Source organism: Cohnella abietis (assembly GCF_004295585.1).
Lineage (GTDB): Bacteria > Bacillota > Bacilli > Paenibacillales > Paenibacillaceae > Cohnella > Cohnella abietis.
In genome coordinates, this window is sequence record NZ_AP019400.1 from 4200715 (window position 1) to 4219957 (window position 19243).

Sequence of the window (19243 nt, forward strand, 5' to 3'; positions counted from 1 at the left end):
TCCCTTTAGTATAACGCAAGAGACGCACGGGACAAACCCGTGCGCCTCTTATTAACGTTACTTATTTGAATTCCGTCAACAGTTTGTCAAAGTCTTCACGGGACAGCTGTAAATCCTGCTTCACAAGTCCCTCTTCTTTGAACCCAACAATTAACTCATCGTAAGCTTTACGTTCCTTGTTCTGGTAGATCAGACCCGTAATCATCCCGTTCGTTTCCATGATCTTAGTCATCGCAGCGATTCGGTTCGATGGATCATAATCTGGGAATTGCTCTAGGTTAACGATATTACTCTTAAACCAGTCATACGTATTCACCTTGTTAAAAGTAACACAAGGGCTAAATACGTTGATAAGCGAGAAGCCTTTGTGCTGCAGCCCTGCTTCAATGAGCGCCGTAAGCTGCTTCAAGTCGCTAGAGAACGATTGCGCTACGAATGTCGCACCGGCTGACAACGCAATTTCTAGTGGAGACAAAGTCGATTCGATGGACCCTTCCGGAGTTGACTTTGTTTTGAAGCCTTCCGCACTGCGCGGGGAAGTCTGTCCTTTAGTCAATCCATAAATTTGGTTGTCCATTACAATGTATGTGACGTCAAGGTTACGACGAATCGCATGAACGGTATGACCCATTCCTATTGCAAAGCCATCTCCGTCACCGCCAGAAGCGATTACGGTAAGCTCACGGTTAGCAAGCTTTACGCCTTGCGCGATAGGAAGTGAACGTCCATGAATACCATGTAATCCATATGCGTTAATATAACCAGAGATCCGACCAGAGCAGCCTATTCCCGAAATAACAGCTAGCTGCTCAGGCTCCAAGCCTATGTTAGCCGCTGCACGTTGAATTGCCGCCTGCACGGAAAAATCACCACAGCCCGGGCACCAGTTCGGCTTAACATTATTACGAAACTCTTTAAAAGTTGCCATCTAGTTCAGCTCCTTACAGGCTTTGTGAATTTCCGAAGGCAGGAATGGAGTTCCATCATATTTAAGTAGATTACGGATTTTATCGTGATACCCGATGTTCTGCTTAATTAAGTTAGATAGCTGACCAGTTGCATTGTTTTCTAACACTACAACCTGTTTAGCAGCATTAAGATACGGCTCCAGCAATTCACTTGGAAAAGGGTGCATTTGCCTAACCATAATCTGATTCGTCGCTATGCCGTCAGCTGTCAAGCGGATACGAGCTTCTTCAATCGTACCCCCTGTGGAACCCATCGCAATAATAAGAAGATCTGGATTCTCGTTCGGGGCATCCGCTTTAATCGCGTTAGTAACACGAAGCTCGCTGATTTTTCCTAAGCGTTTGTCCATCATTTTCTCGCGATTAAGCGCATTCTCAGAAGGTCTGCCCTCTTGGTCGTGCTCAACTCCCGTTACGTGATGGATGCCATTCTTCATGCCTGGAATGACACGAGGAGATATTCCATCCTCCGTCAGCTCGTAACGCTTGAACAAACGATTATCCTCGTTAGCTGGTAATTCGCCCGTCAGCAGCTTGCCACGATTAATGACAATCTTATCGTAATCAAGAGCCTCCGATGTTTGCTTTCCAAGGGATAATTGCAAATCTGTCGCAATAATGACAGGGATTTGGTATTGTTCCGAGATGTTAAAGCCCTCTATCATATCGTAAAAGCATTCTTCGATCGTGCTCGGCGCAACTACTAACTTCGGAATTTCGCCGTGCGTACCGTAGATAAGCGCATTGATGTCTGATTGTTCTTGTTTAGTAGGCAAACCCGTAGATGGACCGCCGCGCTGCGTATCAACGATAACAAGTGGTGTTTCCGTCATACCAGATAGTCCAATTGCCTCCATCATTAGAGAAAGCCCTGGACCAGCCGATGCCGTCATCGTACGAACACCTGCATAGTTAGCGCCGATGGCCATTGTGACCGCCGCGATTTCATCCTCCGTCTGAACGACTGTTCCGCCGAACTTGGGAAGCTTCTTAATTAAGTATTCCATAATTTCTGAGGCAGGAGTAATCGGATAAGCGGCCATTAATCGGCAGCCTGCAGCAACGCAACCAAGTGCCATCGCTTCATTGCCAATCATGAACAGCTTCTGCTTTCCGTCTGCATCCTCAAGCTTGAATTCGTCTAACGGGCCACCTGCTTGCTCAAGAACAAATTCAGCGCCTCGACGAACAGCCTCTATGTTCTTCTCTACTATTGCCGGACCTTTGCGTCCGAACTCTTCTTCTACTGCGGTATTAAATACTTCCATCGGTAAACCAAGCAGCCCCCAGGAAGCGCCGGAAGCAACCATATTTTTCATGAGGGAAGTGCCAAGCTCTTCTGCAATTGCCGTAATAGGTACTGCGAAAAGTCGTGCTTGCACACCTTCAGGGATCGTCGGGGAAAATTTCGCATCAGCGACAACAACACCACCCGGACGAAGCTCACCTGCGTTCAGATCAATACTTTCCTGGTCAAAAGCAACTAGAATGTCCAGATCATCGGAAATCGCTCGAATCGGATTCGTGCTGATGCGGATTTTGTTATTCGTGTGTCCGCCCTTAATCCGCGAGGAAAAATGTCGGTACCCATACAGGTAGTAGCCCAGACGGTTCAATGCAGTAGAAAAAATACGATCCGTACTTTCTACGCCCTCCCCCTGCTGGCCGCCAATTTTCCATGACAGTTGACTGATCACAGTGCCCATCTCCTCTTAATCTCCGGTTCGTCGATTTTCGACAGAATAACCCTATATTATATTTTTATTACCCTAATAAATATTATGTTTTAGCTGAATAAATTGCAAGATATATTCGTGTAAACGAAGTATAGTTCTTTGCGATCAGATCAATGCCATTCCGAGATGGGTACAAACATAAAGGTTCACTTAGGGAGATTTTTTGTAAAATAACGGATTGCATTCCCGCTCATAAATCCTTCTACCCTATCTTCTGAATAATGCTTTAATAGCTCCTCTATCAAATCAGGGTATTTGCCCGGGTGCTCCAGCCCTTGAACATGTCTCGATATTCCGTCGAAGTCAGAGCCGAACGCAATATGATCCGCTCCTCCAAGCTCACACACATGCTCGACATGACGTATAAAATCATCAATCTTTGCAGGCTCCGGCGAAGAGACGAACCAAGGCACAAAGGTTAGCCCAATAATGCCTTGAGCCGCTATAATCGTCTGAATTTGAGCATCCGTTAGATTACGAGGGTTATCCTTGATTGTACGTGCATTAGAGTGCGAAGCAAAAAAGGGCCTTGTAGCAAGCTCGGCCACATCCCAGAAGCCCCTATCAGATAAATGTGACACATCTATTAGGATGCCCAAAGATTCACATTCTGTAACTAGCTGTTTTCCCGCCTTCGTGAAGCCAGCTCCTCTAGGCTCTAATGCGCCATCACATGCCCAATTGGCGTGATTCCATGTGGGGCCTAACAATCGCAAACCCAAACGATATAAGAGATGTAACGCCCATAGATTCCCTTGCAGTCCATCGACACCTTCGAGGGAAAGCAGAGCACCTATTTTCCCGGCTTCCAGTGCATGCTGAATGTCCTCGCCCCTGCGAATCAGCTTCATCCCGCGAACCGACAGAACCTCACTCCAAAAAAGCTCCGCCGCGCGGAAAATAGATTCAGGATTACTCGGAATAGTGTCTGGCAAATAAATCGCAAACACCTGCAGCTCCACACCGCTCTCCCTTAAACGCTCAGGAGTAACATCGAACAGCCCCTCAGGCTGAGATTTTCCCCACTTGGCATCTGGATATTCAAGCATTTTACAAATTACATCTACATGCAAATCGGCTATCTTCACGTTATTCACCCCAGCACATATCAATCTGCTTTCTGTTCGTACAAAAAAACCTGCTGCATCGATGAAATTACACGGTAACGTCCATCGCGTTACTTGCGTCATTCATCCTGGAACAGGTCAACATACTTCAAAGCTGTTAGTTTATCTCGGTTCTACAATAAGCTTAATTGCTGTCCGATCCTCACCATCAATCACAATATCCGTAAAAGCCGGAATGCAGATGAGATCTACTCCACTTGGTGCTACAAACCCGCGGGCAATTGCGACCGCTTTAACTGCTTGATTAAGCGCTCCAGCGCCAATAGCTTGCAGCTCGGCTACACCTCGTTCTCGAAGCACACCTGCTAGCGCTCCTGCTACGGAATTGGGATTGGATTTTGCAGAAACCTTTAATACTTCCATGACCAGTACCTCCTCTTATGACAACCTGCATATGTCTCCGGTTGCATCGGGGGATGACAACTGAGGGCTACACAGGGTGCAGCTACGGCGGTTGCATCGGTATTAAGCGGAAATCAAAGGATAGGCTCACTAAGCCATACTTATTCGGTAAACCCTATGATAATTCCTTCTTTTCCCAAGCCGTTTGGTCATGGAAGCAATAAATATTTAAAAACAATTACATCAAGGTTAAACTGCGATCCAAGAATCCTCATCCACTGTTATATTCTGAACTTTTACAGCCTTCCCCGTTGCTTCATCAATATCTACAAACACGCCGTTTAATGTCCATTTCCCATCGGCAACGGTAAACCTACCTGGCATTCCGGTAATGAAGCGTCGAAGCACAACCTCTTTATCCATTCCAAGCACCCCATCGCGCGGGCCAGTCATCCCTGCATCCGTTAGATAAGCCGTTCCTTCCGGCAAAATCCGTGCATCATTGGTTTGAACATGGGTATGTGTGCCAACTACCAGAGAGGCATAACCATCCAAGTGCCAGCCCATTGCGATCTTCTCGCTCGTTGCTTCCGCATGAAAATCTACAAGCACGCATTTTGTGTGGCGGTGTAGCTCTTCAATTTCATCATCGGCTGTTCGGAACGGGCATTCTGCTGGAGGTAGAAAAGTACGCCCAATAAGATTTACGACACCAAGCTCCTTGCCGTTTCCTTTTACAATCATGCTCCCCCGTCCCGGTGTGCCTGGCGGCAAATTCGACGGTCGAATAATTCGAGGCTCATCATCTATAAACTCAAATATTTCACGATTATCCCAAGTATGATTACCCATCGTTATACCATGCACGCCCCACTCAAAAAGCTCACGAGCGATCGATGCCGTAATACCGCGGCCCCCGGCTGCATTTTCCCCATTAGCGATGATGATATGTGGATTGTATTTATCCTTGATCCAAGGCAGCAGCCGCTTAACGGTATCCCGTCCAACGTTGCCGACAATATCCCCAATAAAAACGACTTTCATGTCTTTCACTCTCTCTTTCACTTTCGGTATAAAAAAGGGAAAAGTGGCTGCATTTGCCGCAGCCACTTTTCACCCTTCCTGCCAAACGTCATTTATTTCGCGTATTCCACAGCACGTGTTTCACGAATGACCGTAACTTTAATGTGTCCTGGATAGTCCAGTTCACCCTCGATCTTCTTCGTAATATCCCTAGCTAAGCGGAAAGCTTCTGTGTCATCGATTTTCTCTGGTTGAACCATGACGCGAACCTCGCGTCCGGCTTGAATTGCGTACGATTTCTCGACGCCCTCGAACGATTCGGAGATGGCCTCCAGCTTCTCGAGCCGGCGGATGTAAGTCTCCAAAGTTTCACGGCGTGCGCCCGGACGAGCGGCGCTAAGCGCGTCAGCCGCGCCAACAAGCATTGCAATAACCGAAGTAGCTTCGACGTCGCCATGATGGGACGCAATACTGTTGATAACCACGGGATGTTCCTTGTACTTCTTGCCCAATTCCACGCCGATCTCGACATGCGAGCCTTCCACTTCGTGGTCAAGCGCTTTGCCGATGTCGTGAAGTAAGCCGGCACGTTTAGCAAGCGTGATGTCTTCTCCTAATTCTCCAGCCATTAAGCCAGTTAAATAGGCAACTTCCATCGAGTGCTTCAACACGTTCTGACCGTAGCTCGTCCGGAATTTCAGACGACCGAGAATTTTGATCAAGTCTGGGTGCAGACCATGAACGCCTACTTCAAAAGTAGCTTGCTCGCCATACTCGCGAATTCTTTCGTCGACTTCCTTGCGGGATTTCTCCACCATTTCCTCGATGCGAGCCGGATGAATACGTCCGTCTGCCACCAATTTCTCCAGTGAAGTCCGTGCAATTTCACGTCGAATCGGATCAAAACCTGATAGTATAACCGCTTCCGGCGTATCATCGATGATGAGGTCAATCCCCGTCAACGTCTCAAGTGCACGGATGTTACGGCCTTCGCGACCGATAATTCGACCCTTCATCTCTTCGTTAGGCAACGTTACAACGGATACCGTTGTTTCCGCCACGTGATCCGCGGCGCAACGTTGAATAGCTAGTGAGATAATATCGCGAGCTTTCTTGTCGCCTTCTTCTTTCGCTTGGTGCTCGATTTCCTTGATCAGCTGCGCGGTTTCGTGACGCACTTCCTGCTCCACATTCGACAAAATCATCTGTTTGGCATCTTCTGTCGTTAGGTTTGAAATGCGCTCCAATTCCTGCATCTGTTGTTTGTGTAGCAATTCAATTTGATCTTGGGTTTCTTCAACCCGTTTCTCTTTGCTGGCGACTTGCTCCTCTTTACGTTCCAACGCCTCTAGCTTGCGATCCAGCGACTCTTCTTTTTGCAGCAGTCGCCTTTCCTGGCGTTGAATTTCGTTGCGGCGCTCGCGAATATCGCGTTCCGCTTCATTACGGAGCTTGTGCACCTCGTCTTTGGCTTCCAGCACCGTCTCTTTACGAACGGCTTCCGCTTCTTTCTTGGCAGCTTCAACGATCTGAATGGCAGCCGCTTCGGCGCTAGAAATTTTGGCTTCCGCAATGGATTTACGTGCGACATAACCGATCCCAAAGCAAAGGACGCCAACAACGAGAATAATTACGATCCAGATCCATGAATCTATCATGGTCTTTCACCTCCTCGTTGCATCACCAAGGCAATCGCTTGGGGACACTTATTCAATTGATTGTCCGGTTTTCAAACCGCTTGATTACATTTGAACAAAGCATAATGGGTCGAATTAACACGTTCCGAATCGTCTTTTGGAAGGAAAAAACGTTCAGTTGGTAAGATTAATTACAAATTCATTTTATCTTTTGATAAATTAGATTGTCAAGCAAGGTTCATATGTAACTTACGACACCGATGAGCCTTGTACCATTAATCTTCCATATATTCCGATTCGAATAGCCCACCCTCTTCATAATCAGTGTCCACAGCTTCCTCTTCCAACTCCAAAATGGCCTGCTGTACCGCGGTTTTAACAATCCCTAAAGAGAATCCCCTGCGCAGAAGCATCGTCATCAGCTTTTGCCTTCGTTCCCTGTCAATTCCTTTAATATTAGGCCATTTTTTTCGCGCTAATGCGAGTGCCGAATTGTGCTCAATTTGCTCATCTAACTCTCCGATTGCTTCCTCTGCATCCTCACGTCTTACTCCACGCTGCATAAGCTCCTGCTTAATCAGCATACGACCCTTACGCTGTCCCACTGCACGCTGCTCCGTGAAGCGTTTTGCATAGGCGGTATCATCTAACATCCTCCGGGATTGCAGACGCTGTAAACAACCTTCTACGACCTCTGGGGCGTATCCTTTGCGCTTTAACGCCTTGGACAATTCCGCCGTTGTCCTCGCTTTGCGTTCCAACATCATCAACGATGACCGATAAGCCTCTTCCTTCTGCTCATCTAGCTTTAATACTTCATATTCCTCAGCCGTCAACCGCCGACCTTTAAGTAGTCGCCAGCTAACAAGCGTATCCTCATGAATAGTTACTAAAGTCTCTCCCGCTCCGCTACTCTTCCCAGCAGCTTGAGCACCTGCAATAAGAGCATCCACCTCATCCGCCCAAACCACGGTAAGCTGCCCTTCCTGCACGACATCTAAATCAGTCTCAATTCCCCCCATTTCCTCATCTTGTGATTCATCAAATTCCAGCTTCAATATTACACGATACATATGAGGCTTCTTAGGATGCACCTCAATCGCTATCACTTCAGCTCCGACCACAGACATTTCCATTGCCGATCCCTCATCATTCTGAGCATTCCCAGCATTTCCGGCATTTCCTGCATTTCCGGCATATCCGCCATATCCGCCATATCCGCCACGCCTACCATTTCTAGCATTCCCACCATATCCAGTTTGGCTGACATTCCCGCTATGCCCACCATATCTACTTTGTCCAGCTTCTCCAGCATTCCCACTATGCCCAGCTTGTCCAGTTTGGCCAGCATTTCCGCTATGCCTACCATATCCACCTTGTCCAGTTTGGCCAGTTTGGCCAACATTCCCAGCGTTAGACCATCTGCTAGCTTTAGAGTTAGCTGCCTCCCCTGTAGGCAATCCGTCTTCCCCGTGACCATCTCCCCAGTTTTTGCGTCCGCTTGCGCGTTTGGGTATATTCATCCGATCCCCCTCCAATTCCATTTAAAACAAAAAGCGGCAAAAATACGCCGCCTTACATGTTATAAATAATGACTTCTCAGTTCTGAGAATGCTAAGTGCTAGTGCTTTCTTGCTATAGTGCTTTCTTGCTATAGTGCTTTCTTGCTATAGTGCTTTCTTGCTATAGTGCTTTCTTGCTACTTAGTTTTCTTCTTCAAATTCACTATCATCATCAACATTATCTGCTGCTAATGAACCTGCTTGAGCTACTATCGAGGAGCTCAGAAGGGCTTCACGAATTTGCTTCTCAATTTTTTCAGAAATCTCTGGGTTATCCTTCAAATATTGCTTCGCGTTCTCGCGACCTTGACCGAGACGCTCGCTATTATAAGAGAACCATGCCCCGCTCTTCTGAATAATATCCTGCTCAGCACCAATATCAATGATGCTACCTACTTTGGAAATGCCTTCACCATACATAATATCAACGTCCGCTTGTTTGAACGGCGGCGCTACTTTATTTTTCACGACTTTGATCTTAGTCCGGTTACCGACCACATCATTGCCTTGCTTAATAGCTTCAACACGACGAACATCGAGACGTATGCTTGCGTAGAATTTCAGAGCTCGTCCACCCGGAGTCGTCTCTGGATTACCGAACATAACGCCAATCTTCTCACGAAGCTGATTAATAAAGATTGCAAGACATTTGGACTTGCTAACAGCTCCAGAAAGCTTCCGCATAGCTTGTGACATTAGACGTGCCTGCAAACCAACGAAGGAATCACCCATATCTCCTTCGATTTCCGCTTTAGGAACCAATGCTGCTACAGAGTCAACAACGATAATATCGACTGCTCCACTACGAACGAGGGCTTCAGCGATTTCTAAGGCTTGCTCACCTGTATCCGGTTGAGATAGCAATAGCTCATCAATATTGACGCCAAGACTCCTGGCATATGCCGGGTCAAGAGCATGCTCTGCATCAATAAATGCTGCAGTACCACCAGCGCGCTGAACTTCAGCAATCGCATGAAGGGAAACTGTCGTTTTACCTGATGATTCTGGTCCATACACTTCTATAATACGCCCACGTGGGTATCCGCCTATGCCAAGAGCAATATCCAACGCGAGAACTCCGCTGGAAACCGTTTCAACAGCGAGCTGTGCATTCTCTCCAAGTTTCATTACCGAACCCTTACCGAACTGCTTTTCAATCTGGCGCAAAGCCATGTCTAATGCGGCGCGACGATCTGACAAGACACCCACATCCTTTTCTTTGATAGTTTTATCATACCTTGTTTCCAAACGTTTGCCAAGCATTTTAAGAACATTTGTTCGATTTTTTACAAAAAAAGAACCGCAGCAAAGTTAAACTTCGCCACGGTTCTTCCGCAACTTTCTATTTAACCATATCACAATTCCAAAATTTTTACAACTATCGACAATTTTCACAACAGAAAAACTAGAATCATATTCCCAGCAACACACCTAATGTGCCAAGCAAACCCCTATCTCCAACCTCGTATTCACATTATCCCCTTAACTCAGAACGTACACACTATATATGCATTTCTACTAAAATGGTTTCGATGGGTCGAGTTTACTTGGAGTGTGTACCATATCGTTTGCGTATTAGCCACTTTGGAGAAAGATAAGTAGTTGGCAGTTCTCTATTTCAGTGCTGAAGCTCCGGTGCGACGGATTAAGTAGCCCTCAGTGCGTTGTTCGTCCGGGGACGAGCCTTTGCAGCTCTATTAGTAGCCCTCAGTGCGTTGTTCGTCCGGAGACGCGTTTTTGTGACTTTCTTAGTAGCCCTCAGTGCGTTATTCGTCCAGGGACGCGTTTTTGCGGCACTCTTAGTAGCCCTCAGTGCGTTATTCGTCCAGGGACGCGTTTTTGCGGCACTCTTAGTAGCCCTCAGTGCGTTATTCGGCCAAAAATGAGTTTTTGCGGCTACCTTAGTAACCCTCAGTGCGCTATTTCGACGAGGAGTCCATAAGTAGCTTTCAATGCTCTATGTAGAAATTAGACAAGCTGTGCCCTTGCTTCAAGCGAACTTCCAATATAAAAAGACTATTAGTGACGAGGACATCAACTGAGCCTTAGGGATAATGGACATACGTGGTCGAGATAGTTGGTGGGCTTGTTGGTGGGCTTGTTGGTGGCTTGTTGGTGGGCTTGTTGGTGGGCTTGTTGGTGGGCTTGTTGGTGGGCTTGTTGGTGGGCTTGTTGGTGGGCTTGTTGGTGGGCTTGTTGGTGGGCTTGTTGGTGGGCTTGTTGGTGGGCTTGTTGGTGGGCTTGTTGGTGGCTTGTTGGTGGTTGTTGGTGGGCTTGTTGGTGGGCTTGTTGGTGGGCTTGTTGGTGGGCTTGTTGGTGGGCTTGTTGGTGGGCTTGTTGGTGGGCTTGTTGGTGGGCTTGTTGGTGGGCTTGTTGGTGGGCTTGTTGGTGGGCTTGTTGGTGGGCTTGTTGGTGGGCTTGTTGGTGGGCTTGTTGGTGGGCTTGTTGGTGGGCTTGTTGGTGGGCTTGTTACCTGAGTCTCAGGGATAATGGAAATAAGCCGCAAATAACCGATGCTAGCCTTCAACCTCGCCACCTGCATTATCAACAACCCTCATAGCTAACCTGAGCTAACGGGATAATGGGCATAAGAGGAAAACTCCAACAGCCGACTAAGCTAGGGAGGCTACCAACACTTCTTTCCCTAGCTTCGACCGACTAAACTATCATCGCTTCTCTCTCACCTAGCTACGATCGACTATGCAACCAGGACTTCTCTCTTGCCTTGCCACAACCGACTAAGCTACCAACATCTCTCTAACCTAGCCACGACCGGTTAGAGACAGCCACAGCATGTAGAGAGCCCGCTTAGTTGCACGGAGGCGGATGCCCTCGCGGTCACCGGATAGCTGAAGCTTCTCAACCCGAGTCTCACGTTCCCGCTCAGCTAGGCCCACATAGACTAGTCCAACCGGCTTATCCTCAGCCGCTGCAGGACCTGCATTGCCCGTTATGGACAATGCAAAATCAGAATCTGCAGCAAGTCGCATACCTTCCGCCATTGCCGCAGCAGTCTCCGAGCTAATTGCCCCCGGTGCACCGTCCCCTTCAAGCAGTTCAGCAGGAACGCCCACTTGCTGCATTTTCATTTGATTACTGTAGGTCACAATCCCACCAAGAAAAACAACTGCGCTGCCAGGAATTGTGGTAATGAGCTCAGATACCATACCTCCCGTGCAGCTCTCAGCCAATGTTAATGTCTGCTGCTTCTCGGATAGTAAACGCACTATCGCAGCTTCAATAGGGATGTCCTCTTCTGCATACAAGTAAGCCACTGTCCGACCGCGGATTTCAGTTAGTACACCCTCAAGCTTCCGAGAGGCTTCTTCTGAATCCGTTGCTTTCGTCGATACCCGAATGGCAACCTCCCCTTCTTTGGCGTAGGGAGCGATCGTTGGATCCTGCTGGTCACGTATGAGATCAATTAACAAATCCTCTAGACCGGATTCTCCGATGCCAGCGAATTTGAGCATAACCGAATGCAGCATTAATGCGGGGCCTAGTTGTTCCTTCAACCACCCCGTTCCATCATTATCGAACATTGGCTTCATCTCACGTGGAGGTCCCGGAAGCAGCAAATAACAAGTTCCATCGACATTCAAAGCATTGCCCACAGCTAGCCCAGTATCATTACGCAACGGAGTTGCACCCTCAACCAGCAAAGCCTGACGGCGATTACTTTCGACGAAGGCACCGCCTCGGTTAGCGAACATCTCCATAATTTTTGCCATAGTAGGCTCATGCAATTCAATACCAAGGCCAAGAAATTCTGCTAACGCATCACGCGTTAAATCATCAAGCGTAGGTCCCAATCCACCCGTAAATACGAGCAAATCCGCTCTATCACGAGCAATGCCGATTGCTTGCTTTAATCTCTCTTTGTTGTCACCCACCACAGTCTGATAATAAACATCAACACCCAGCTCTGCCAAACTACGTGACAGATACTGGGCGTTAGTGTTTACGATTTGACCGAGGAGTAGCTCTGTGCCGACAGCTATAATTTCTGCTCTCATGCTTGTAAAGCACCTCGATATGTCCGGTCTAGTCTAAGACTAAGCTTAATCTACCGGGATTAAATTTTTATTTTTCACAAAATAATCGACACCAGAGTAGACCGTAATTAATACAGCAGCCCACACGACGTACAAGTCGATACGCAGATCAATGAAGTTAAACGGGAAATTATTGAGCAGAAGCACTATAATCATCGTGATCTGCACAGCAGTCTTCCACTTACCCCATTTACTCGCAGCAAGCACCGTGCCTTCCAGCAAAGCTATCTGCCTCAAGCCTGTAACAGCCCACTCACGGCTAATAATGATTATGGCAACCCAAGCACCTAGCTTCTCCATCTCAACTAGTGCAATGAGTACTGCAGCCATGAGCAGCTTATCCGCTAACGGATCCAGCAGCTTACCTAAATTCGTCACGATCTTACGTTTACGTGCAATATAACCATCTAACCCATCGGTGCTCGCAGCAATAATAAAAATTAATAAAGCAAACACCTGATTATAGGAGATGGAATAACTACCTATGGAAAGTGGTTCAACGTCTAATTTGATTAAAAGAAAGATCGTCATCACAGGTACTAGAAAAATCCTTACAAGCGTGATCCGATTAGCAAGGTTCACGCAATTCCCTCCCCTGACAAATCATACTCGTAAGCATGCGTAATTCTAACCTTGCTTATTTCACCAATTTGCACTGGGCAATTCGAGATATAGACTTCTCCATCAACCTCAGGAGCATCAAACTGACTACGCCCAATAAAGACATCACTACGTCCATCATAACGTTCTACAAGAACGTCTATCGTACGTCCTACATATTTAGAAGCATTATCCTTAGCGACTTCACGTTGGATTTCCATCAACGTATTCTGACGGAACTGCTTCACTTCATCTGATAGCTGATTAGGCAAACGGCTCGCAGGTGTATCTTCTTCTTGAGAATAGGTGAACACACCTAAGCGGTCGAACTTGATCTCGCGAACAAACTCACATAGCTTCTCGAAATCCTCTTCCGTCTCACCAGGAAAACCAACGATCATAGACGTGCGTAGAGCTACTTCCGGAATACGAGAACGAATTTTGCCTACGAGCTCACGAACATCGCGTTGGCGTCCCGGTCGGCGCATTCTTTTTAAGATAGAATCCTCACTGTGCTGCAAAGGCATATCAATATAATTACATACTTTAGGATTATTCGAGATCGCCTCGATTAGTTCATCTGTAAAGAAGCCCGGATATGCATAATGAAGTCGTACCCATGCGATCCCTGGTACTTCACTAACCCGATTAAGCAATTCTGGTAGCTTAAAGCCCTCATACAGATCAGTACCATAGTTAGTGGAATCCTGAGCGATCAAGCTAATTTCCTTAACACCCTGATCCGCCAACATTTTCACTTCAGCCAAGATAGACTCTATTGAACGGCTGCGGAACTGTCCCCTCATAATTGGAATGCTGCAGAAGGTACACGCATTATCGCAGCCCTCTGCGATTTTTACATACGCAGTATGACGAGGAGTCGACAAAAGTCGTGGCAGGTTTTCTTCATAATTAAAAACGGGGTTTCCTACATAGACCGGCTTGCGCCCACGAAGTGCCTCGTCAATAATATCATTAATACGATGAAAATCGCCTGTACCAACAATCCCATCGATTTCCGGCATTTCTTCCATTAATTCTTTCTTATAGCGTTGAGTCAAACACCCCGACACAATGAGTGCTTTCAGACGTGACGTATCCTTCAATTCTGCCAAATTAAGAATCGTATTTACGGATTCTTCCTTCGCAGCATCGATGAAGCCACATGTATTAACAATAATAACCGTCGCATCTTCCGGCTTTTCAACCAATGAGAATCCTCTTTGGTGAATGAGTCCCGACATAATCTCGGAGTCGACTAAATTTTTCTCACAGCCTAGCGTGACGACGCTGACTTTCTCTATCATTGATGACTTCCCCCAAACGTTCGTCCGTTACTATTCACAACAGTATAATCGAACCCACATGACGTGTCAAAATGGTAAATGATTAACGATAATTAATAAATTGCAGCTCCAAAGGCAAATCTGCCCCTCTTAGCAATGTCATAATAGCTTGCAGGTCATCCTTGCTCTTCCCTGTTATCCGCAGCTGGTCACCTTGAATCTGACTTTTCACTTTGATTTTGGAATCCCGAATCAGAATATTCATCTTCTTAGAATTCTCTTGATCAATTCCTTGCTTCATCTTAATGTTCTGACGAACTGTACCGCCTGAAGCAGGCTCGATTTTACCAAATTCCATATTGAGGATAGGTACTCCTCGTTTAGTCAGCTTTGATTGTAAAATATCGACTACGTTTTTGAGCTTGAAATCACTATCTGAAGCAACCACAAGCTGCTCGTCCTCTAGTGTGATGTTACTTTTGCTGCCCTTGAAGTCAAAGCGCGTTTCGATTTCCTTAAGCGCCTGCTGAACCGCATTGTTCACTTCTTGAATATCTACCTTGGATACTACGTCAAAAGAGTATTCGGATGCCATTAAAACCTCTTCCTTTCATCTATTGCCCAATTTATTCATTATTATAGCATGAGTATGCCCATGGATTAAAACAAAAAGCCCTTCGAAGAGGGCTCATCGCATAAATCAAAGCTTATTCCGCAGTTTCTTTCACTGGTGTGAAAATGTATTTGGTGGAACCAGCTGTCGTTCCATTATCAAATGTCTTGTCTTCTACATAGAACTTTACATGATCTGTCCGACCAACAATTACGTATAAAGGTACGGTTAAATCAAAGGTTTGCGATTGAGGATCAGTAATCTTTTTCGAAAAAATGGTCTTCCCGTTCTTTGAATTCTCTTTAATCTCAACCCAGCATTCTCCAGTAAACTCCAGCTTAAGCTGATTCCCTGCACCGGCTATCACATCGTAATAATTGATACCGTTTCTTTTTTCTTTAAACGTAATCGCAGCCGTGCTTACAGAAGGCGGCGGTGTGCTTGGTGGAGGTGTTGAGCTTGGAGCAATAGATGCTGAAGGGCTAGGCGTTGACGTTTCTGTTGAAATAGGCGGATTCGGGTTTAATTCTTTCGTGTCAGGCGCTTTGTTATTCGATATATATACATATACAACAACGACAATCAAAATAGGGAATGCCCACATCAGTAATGAAACGGCCACTTTTCCTAGTCGGTCATTATGCTGTACGCTCCGTCTTCCCACTTTCATTCGAGGCTCAGTTCGAGCCACTTCTGTAGTTGGCGCTTGAGGTAGTTCTTTGTGGTAAAGACGTAAAACCTCTTCCGCATCTAATCCGACTGTCTCCGCATAAGTTTTCACGAAAGCCCGCACGTAAAAGGAACCCGGCAGCACCTTATATTCGCCTGCCTCAATGGCTTCTAGGTATCTTTTACGAATTTTCGTGTACTCTTGAATATCATCAAGCGTATAACCGCGCTGCTCGCGGGCTTTGCGAAGCAACGCGCCCAAATCGGACATGCCTTTCACCTCCCAATATGGTGTTGGCGTATGTAAGTTTAGAAATCATCTGTTAAACCAGCCGTTGTGAATTTTTCGTATGAAATTTCTTCATCAGGCGTATTACGTAATTCCACGATACAATCGAAAACATCATAATCATACTGAGATTCTCGCACAAAAATATCAGGATGCTCAATTACTTTCGTTGAAGGCATCGCCATTAATTCCTGAAGTAAACAATAGTGCTTCTCATTAGAACGAATTGTACTTACAATGCCATCGATAATAAATACATTATTAGGATTCATTTCTTCTTCTGACAGCTGGCTTCTTACTGTTTGGCGAAGTAACGTAGAGGAAACAAACGCCCATCGTTTGTTAGAGCACACACTTCCTGCAATAATTGATTCTGTTTTCCCAACCCGAGGCATCCCTCGAAGTCCAATCGTTTGATTGCCATCCCGCTTAAACAGCTCACCCAGGAAATCTACAAGAAGCCCCAATTCATCGCGAGTAAATCGAAAGGTTTTCATGTCATCTGAATCGCGTTCAATATAGCGACCATGCCTAACCGCTAAAATATCGGTAAGACGAGGGGGGCGTAACGTATTCACGGTGATGTTTTCTACTTTGCCAAGCATTTTGCCAAGCAGCTCAATTTTCTCTTCATCGTCGGTTTGTAGCAGCATTCCTCGGGTTCTATCTTCCACGCCATTAATCGTTAGAATGTTAACTTCCAGCATCCCAAGCAATGAAGCGATATCGCCAAGCAGCCCGGGGCGATTTTTGTGGATTTTGTACTCCATGTACCACTGTTTGGGTTCCATCCTACACCTCATTCAAATAACAAAAAATAAAACCTATGTCCTCTTACTCTTTTTATTCTACAACGCTCATCATTATCCTGCAAAATAAAACCGATTATTACTCCAAAAGTCCTATAAATTATTTATTGGAAAAGAAAGCCCCCAAAAGGAGGCTTTCTTTCATTTTTCGATTAAAATTAGCTATCATTTCCAGCTAGCTTCACCATCAGGCGAGCCATTGTCTTGCGTTCGGCTTCGTCACCAACATCCCATAGCTCCTTAAGAACGCGCTCCTCGTTGTTCTTCGGATCTACTTTCTGATCGAGAAATTCGCCAATTTCATAAGCAAGCTTGGAAATGGCTTCCTCATTGATGCCTAGCTTCTTGGCCGCCTCGACGCGATCTCCCAAAAACTTCTTCCATGTATCGAAATTACTGAGTACGGTTGACATGAAGTAGCCTCCTAACAAAATGGGGATAAAAGCTCAACAGTAATATGTCCGTATGAGTCCTTAAGTATGCGAGCAGTCCTCCACTTTTAGCGAGGTCATTACATATGCCAACCACCGTTTAAGCCAATAATTTGTCCTGTAATATAGCTGGCATTGTCCGAGATAAGAAATCGTACCAATTGCGCTACTTCATCAGCCTGTCCGAGCCGCCCAAGAGGAATTTCCGCATTTAGTTGCTCTAGGTCCGATGGCTCCAGCGCCTCCAGCATATCTGTGGCAATCGCTCCAGCAGCAATCGCATTGACTGTTACTCCTGACGACGCCATTTCTTTAGCCACCGACTTGGTAAAAGCATTTAAGCCGCCTTTGGAGGCTGCATAAGCCACTTCACCAGATGCCCCAACAGCACCCCATATGCTGGAGAGATGGACAAACCGCCCCCATCTCTGCCACCTCATAGAAGGACCAAACCACTGTGTTAAATAATATGCGCCTTTAAGGTTTACATTCATCATATCGTCCCACAGCTGGTCATCCATATCTTCCAGAAGCCCATAATGAGTAATTCCAGCACAATGGACGACAATATTAGGTGTCCATTCCGACTCCTGTATCTGCTGCAATAGCTGTCCAACAGATTCCTTATTTCGAAGATCAGCTTGCAGCTCGATCGTTCTCACACCGAATTCCCTACACTCTCTTGCTACAGCTGCAGCAGCAGCTGAAGCTACAGAGTATTGGATGGCAACATCGATGCCATCCGCTGCCAAACGACGGGCCACCGCGGCTCCGATCCCCCGCGATGCCCCCGTCACAAGTGCAATCCGCTTCAATCCGTCCCGCTCCTCACGATAGATATCGCTCGTCTTTGCGGATTAGCATGCTCCTTAATCCTTGCGTTAATTTCCTGAAGTGTCAGACTCTCGTACACTTCAACCAAATTAAACAAATCCCCGCCTTTGTGACGATAACGGGTAAATTCACTTGCGATGGATTCAGGGCTGTTCATCATCCGCAAATAAGCCCCTATTTTTTTCCGCCGCGTCCGTTCAAAAATGTCTGGGGAAATGCCTTGTGCTGCTGCATCGTACAGCGCCTGGCTTACTCGTGTAACCAGTTCATCCGGATCTCTCGTCTCACCACCAATAATCGAGAAGGAATATCCAGGTCCTGTATTATACTCGTGGCCGAAGCCGTCCGATATCAGGTTGTCATCATAGAGCTCTTGATACAAGGTTGAGCTCGCACCCAGCAAAGCCTCAAGAGCAAGCTTAGTCGCTAGCTCAAGACGAACCGCGTCCTGCTCAGCATCTCCAGCTTCTTCCTTGAAACCAAACAAACATTTCGGAAGAGAAACAGGAAGCTCAAGCACCTTCTTTTCTTCTTTAACCTGCACGGGCTCGTCTTCAAACAACCGTTCGATCGTACCTCCCGGAGAGAAGGTCTTGCTTGCCTGATCTTGCTTAATCCGGTCCATCGTCTCCTGTGGATCTACACCACCAACAACAAACAAAGTCATATTGGAGGGGTGATAGAACGTATTGTAGCAGTCGTACAGCATCTCTTTAGTAATGGACCTCACAGAGCCGGCTGTACCCGCAATATCGATGTGCACAGGATGCTTTTGATACATAGCCTCAATCAACCCGAAGTAAACACGCCAATCCGGATTGTCCCTGTACATATCGATTTCCTGAACAATGATCCCCTTTTCCTTCTCCACATTCTCATCTGTGAAATAAGGATTTTGCACGAAGTGAAGCAGCGTATCCAAATTCGCTTCCACCTCATGTGTAGCTGTGAAGAGGTAGACGGTTCTGTCAAAGCTCGTGTAAGCGTTGGCTGAAGCCCCTTGGGAAGCAAACTGGGTAAAAATATCACCCTCTGGCTCCTCGAACATTTTATGCTCTAGAAAATGTGCGATCCCATCCGGCACCTTGATCTCTTGCCCACCTGGTGGAATAAAACGATTATCCACGGAACCAAATCGTGTCGTGAAGGTCGCATAGGTTTTCGTGAAGCCCGGCTTCGGGAGGATGAATACCTCTAAGCCGTTATCAAGCTTCTCATGCCAAAGAGTTTCTTGCAGCTTAGGATAAGGTGTTGTAGACATC

The 19243-nt window shown here is 46.5% G+C and carries 19 protein-coding genes; 1 reads left to right on the top strand and 18 read right to left on the bottom strand.

Annotated elements, in window-relative coordinates; all coding sequences use genetic code 11:
• Positions 1-61: 61 nt before the first annotated feature.
• The 9 genes from KCTCHS21_RS18355 to recA form a co-directional block, all read right to left on the bottom strand.
• Complete coding sequence (locus KCTCHS21_RS18355; RefSeq protein ID WP_130611525.1) at positions 62-928, bottom strand: 2-oxoacid:ferredoxin oxidoreductase subunit beta; 867 nt, start codon at positions 926-928, stop codon at positions 62-64.
• On the bottom strand, positions 929-2665 hold the full coding sequence (locus KCTCHS21_RS18360) for a 2-oxoacid:acceptor oxidoreductase subunit alpha (RefSeq protein ID WP_130611528.1): 1737 nt from the start codon (positions 2663-2665) through the stop codon (positions 929-931).
• A gap of 185 nt (positions 2666-2850) precedes the next feature.
• Complete coding sequence (locus KCTCHS21_RS18365) at positions 2851-3894, bottom strand: dipeptidase (protein WP_130611531.1); 1044 nt, start codon at positions 3892-3894, stop codon at positions 2851-2853.
• Between the two features lie 39 nt (positions 3895-3933).
• The gene (locus KCTCHS21_RS18370; protein WP_130611534.1) at positions 3934-4194 is read right to left on the bottom strand and encodes a stage V sporulation protein S; all 261 of its coding nucleotides are present in this window, start codon (positions 4192-4194) and stop codon (positions 3934-3936) included.
• Positions 4195-4422: 228 nt separating this feature from the next.
• Positions 4423-5217 (bottom strand): TIGR00282 family metallophosphoesterase, encoded by a 795-nt coding sequence (locus KCTCHS21_RS18375; RefSeq protein WP_157994166.1) that lies wholly within the window; start codon positions 5215-5217, stop codon positions 4423-4425.
• A 92-nt stretch (positions 5218-5309) separates the two neighbouring features.
• On the bottom strand, positions 5310-6854 hold the full coding sequence (rny, locus tag KCTCHS21_RS18380) for a ribonuclease Y (protein WP_232057880.1): 1545 nt from the start codon (positions 6852-6854) through the stop codon (positions 5310-5312).
• A 254-nt stretch (positions 6855-7108) separates the two neighbouring features.
• Positions 7109-7969 carry a regulatory protein RecX gene (locus KCTCHS21_RS18385; RefSeq protein WP_162309349.1) on the bottom strand — a complete coding sequence of 287 codons (861 nt, stop codon included), beginning with the start codon at positions 7967-7969 and terminating at the stop codon, positions 7109-7111.
• The gene (locus KCTCHS21_RS31185; protein ID WP_162309350.1) at positions 7939-8313 is read right to left on the bottom strand and encodes a hypothetical protein; all 375 of its coding nucleotides are present in this window, start codon (positions 8311-8313) and stop codon (positions 7939-7941) included. The genes KCTCHS21_RS18385 and KCTCHS21_RS31185 overlap by 31 nt, the downstream gene beginning before the upstream one ends.
• Before the next feature lie 223 nt (positions 8314-8536).
• Positions 8537-9595: a recombinase RecA gene (gene recA / locus KCTCHS21_RS18390; protein ID WP_130616579.1), complete on the bottom strand. Its 1059-nt coding sequence runs from the start codon at positions 9593-9595 to the stop codon at positions 8537-8539.
• Between the two features lie 854 nt (positions 9596-10449).
• On the opposite strand from recA, the gene KCTCHS21_RS18395 reads away from it, so the two are divergent.
• Complete coding sequence (locus KCTCHS21_RS18395; protein ID WP_179952623.1) at positions 10450-10872, top strand: hypothetical protein; 423 nt, start codon at positions 10450-10452, stop codon at positions 10870-10872.
• 285 nt (positions 10873-11157) lie between these two features.
• On the opposite strand, the gene KCTCHS21_RS18400 is transcribed toward KCTCHS21_RS18395, so the two are convergent.
• The 9 genes from KCTCHS21_RS18400 to yfmH all read right to left on the bottom strand — a co-directional run bounded on the left by KCTCHS21_RS18400 (position 11158) and on the right by yfmH (position 19242).
• Positions 11158-12411, bottom strand: coding sequence for a competence/damage-inducible protein A (locus tag KCTCHS21_RS18400; RefSeq protein WP_130611540.1), 1254 nt, complete (start codon positions 12409-12411; stop codon positions 11158-11160).
• Positions 12412-12456: 45 nt separating this feature from the next.
• Entirely contained in the window at positions 12457-13032 is a 576-nt protein-coding gene (gene pgsA / locus KCTCHS21_RS18405) for a CDP-diacylglycerol--glycerol-3-phosphate 3-phosphatidyltransferase (protein ID WP_130611543.1), read from the bottom strand.
• A complete protein-coding gene (rimO, locus tag KCTCHS21_RS18410; RefSeq protein ID WP_130611545.1) occupies positions 13029-14357 on the bottom strand; it encodes a 30S ribosomal protein S12 methylthiotransferase RimO in 1329 nt (442 codons plus the stop codon). The genes pgsA and rimO overlap by 4 nt, the downstream gene beginning before the upstream one ends.
• 82 nt (positions 14358-14439) lie before the next feature.
• The gene (locus KCTCHS21_RS18415) at positions 14440-14931 is read right to left on the bottom strand and encodes a YajQ family cyclic di-GMP-binding protein (protein ID WP_130611548.1); all 492 of its coding nucleotides are present in this window, start codon (positions 14929-14931) and stop codon (positions 14440-14442) included.
• Between the two features lie 112 nt (positions 14932-15043).
• The gene (locus KCTCHS21_RS18420; RefSeq protein WP_130611551.1) at positions 15044-15889 is read right to left on the bottom strand and encodes a helix-turn-helix domain-containing protein; all 846 of its coding nucleotides are present in this window, start codon (positions 15887-15889) and stop codon (positions 15044-15046) included.
• A 38-nt stretch (positions 15890-15927) separates the two neighbouring features.
• On the bottom strand, positions 15928-16698 hold the full coding sequence (locus tag KCTCHS21_RS18425; protein ID WP_130611554.1) for a DUF3388 domain-containing protein: 771 nt from the start codon (positions 16696-16698) through the stop codon (positions 15928-15930).
• Between the two features lie 176 nt (positions 16699-16874).
• Positions 16875-17129, bottom strand: a complete 255-nt coding sequence (locus KCTCHS21_RS18430; protein ID WP_130611557.1) for a DUF3243 domain-containing protein — start codon at positions 17127-17129, stop codon at positions 16875-16877.
• 98 nt (positions 17130-17227) lie between these two features.
• Positions 17228-17962 (bottom strand): elongation factor P 5-aminopentanone reductase, encoded by a 735-nt coding sequence (gene ymfI, locus KCTCHS21_RS18435; RefSeq protein WP_130611560.1) that lies wholly within the window; start codon positions 17960-17962, stop codon positions 17228-17230.
• Positions 17959-19242: an EF-P 5-aminopentanol modification-associated protein YfmH gene (gene yfmH, locus KCTCHS21_RS18440; protein ID WP_130611563.1), complete on the bottom strand. Its 1284-nt coding sequence runs from the start codon at positions 19240-19242 to the stop codon at positions 17959-17961. The genes ymfI and yfmH overlap by 4 nt, the downstream gene beginning before the upstream one ends.
• Between the last annotated feature and the right edge of the window lies 1 nt (position 19243).

Bases quoted from the DNA above. Each gene is read 5' to 3' on its own strand.
- KCTCHS21_RS18355 (WP_130611525.1), bottom strand. From the start codon at position 928: ATGGCAACTTTTAAAGAGTTTCGTAATAATGTTAAGCCGAACTGGTGC.
- KCTCHS21_RS18365 (WP_130611531.1), bottom strand. From the start codon at position 3,894: ATGACGCAAGTAACGCGATGGACGTTACCGTGTAATTTCATCGATGCA.
- KCTCHS21_RS18370 (WP_130611534.1), bottom strand. From the start codon at position 4,194: ATGGAAGTATTAAAGGTTTCTGCAAAATCCAATCCCAATTCCGTAGCA.
- KCTCHS21_RS18375 (WP_157994166.1), bottom strand. From the start codon at position 5,217: ATGAAAGTCGTTTTTATTGGGGATATTGTCGGCAACGTTGGACGGGAT.
- rny (WP_232057880.1), bottom strand. From the start codon at position 6,854: ATGATAGATTCATGGATCTGGATCGTAATTATTCTCGTTGTTGGCGTC.
- KCTCHS21_RS18385 (WP_162309349.1), bottom strand. From the start codon at position 7,969: ATGGAAATGTCTGTGGTCGGAGCTGAAGTGATAGCGATTGAGGTGCAT.
- KCTCHS21_RS31185 (WP_162309350.1), bottom strand. From the start codon at position 8,313: ATGGTCACGGGGAAGACGGATTGCCTACAGGGGAGGCAGCTAACTCTA.
- KCTCHS21_RS18395 (WP_179952623.1), top strand. From the start codon at position 10,450: ATGGACATACGTGGTCGAGATAGTTGGTGGGCTTGTTGGTGGGCTTGT.
- KCTCHS21_RS18400 (WP_130611540.1), bottom strand. From the start codon at position 12,411: ATGAGAGCAGAAATTATAGCTGTCGGCACAGAGCTACTCCTCGGTCAA.
- rimO (WP_130611545.1), bottom strand. From the start codon at position 14,357: ATGATAGAGAAAGTCAGCGTCGTCACGCTAGGCTGTGAGAAAAATTTA.
- KCTCHS21_RS18415 (WP_130611548.1), bottom strand. From the start codon at position 14,931: ATGGCATCCGAATACTCTTTTGACGTAGTATCCAAGGTAGATATTCAA.
- KCTCHS21_RS18420 (WP_130611551.1), bottom strand. From the start codon at position 15,889: ATGTCCGATTTGGGCGCGTTGCTTCGCAAAGCCCGCGAGCAGCGCGGT.
- KCTCHS21_RS18425 (WP_130611554.1), bottom strand. From the start codon at position 16,698: ATGGAACCCAAACAGTGGTACATGGAGTACAAAATCCACAAAAATCGC.
- KCTCHS21_RS18430 (WP_130611557.1), bottom strand. From the start codon at position 17,129: ATGTCAACCGTACTCAGTAATTTCGATACATGGAAGAAGTTTTTGGGA.
- yfmH (WP_130611563.1), bottom strand. From the start codon at position 19,242: ATGTCTACAACACCTTATCCTAAGCTGCAAGAAACTCTTTGGCATGAG.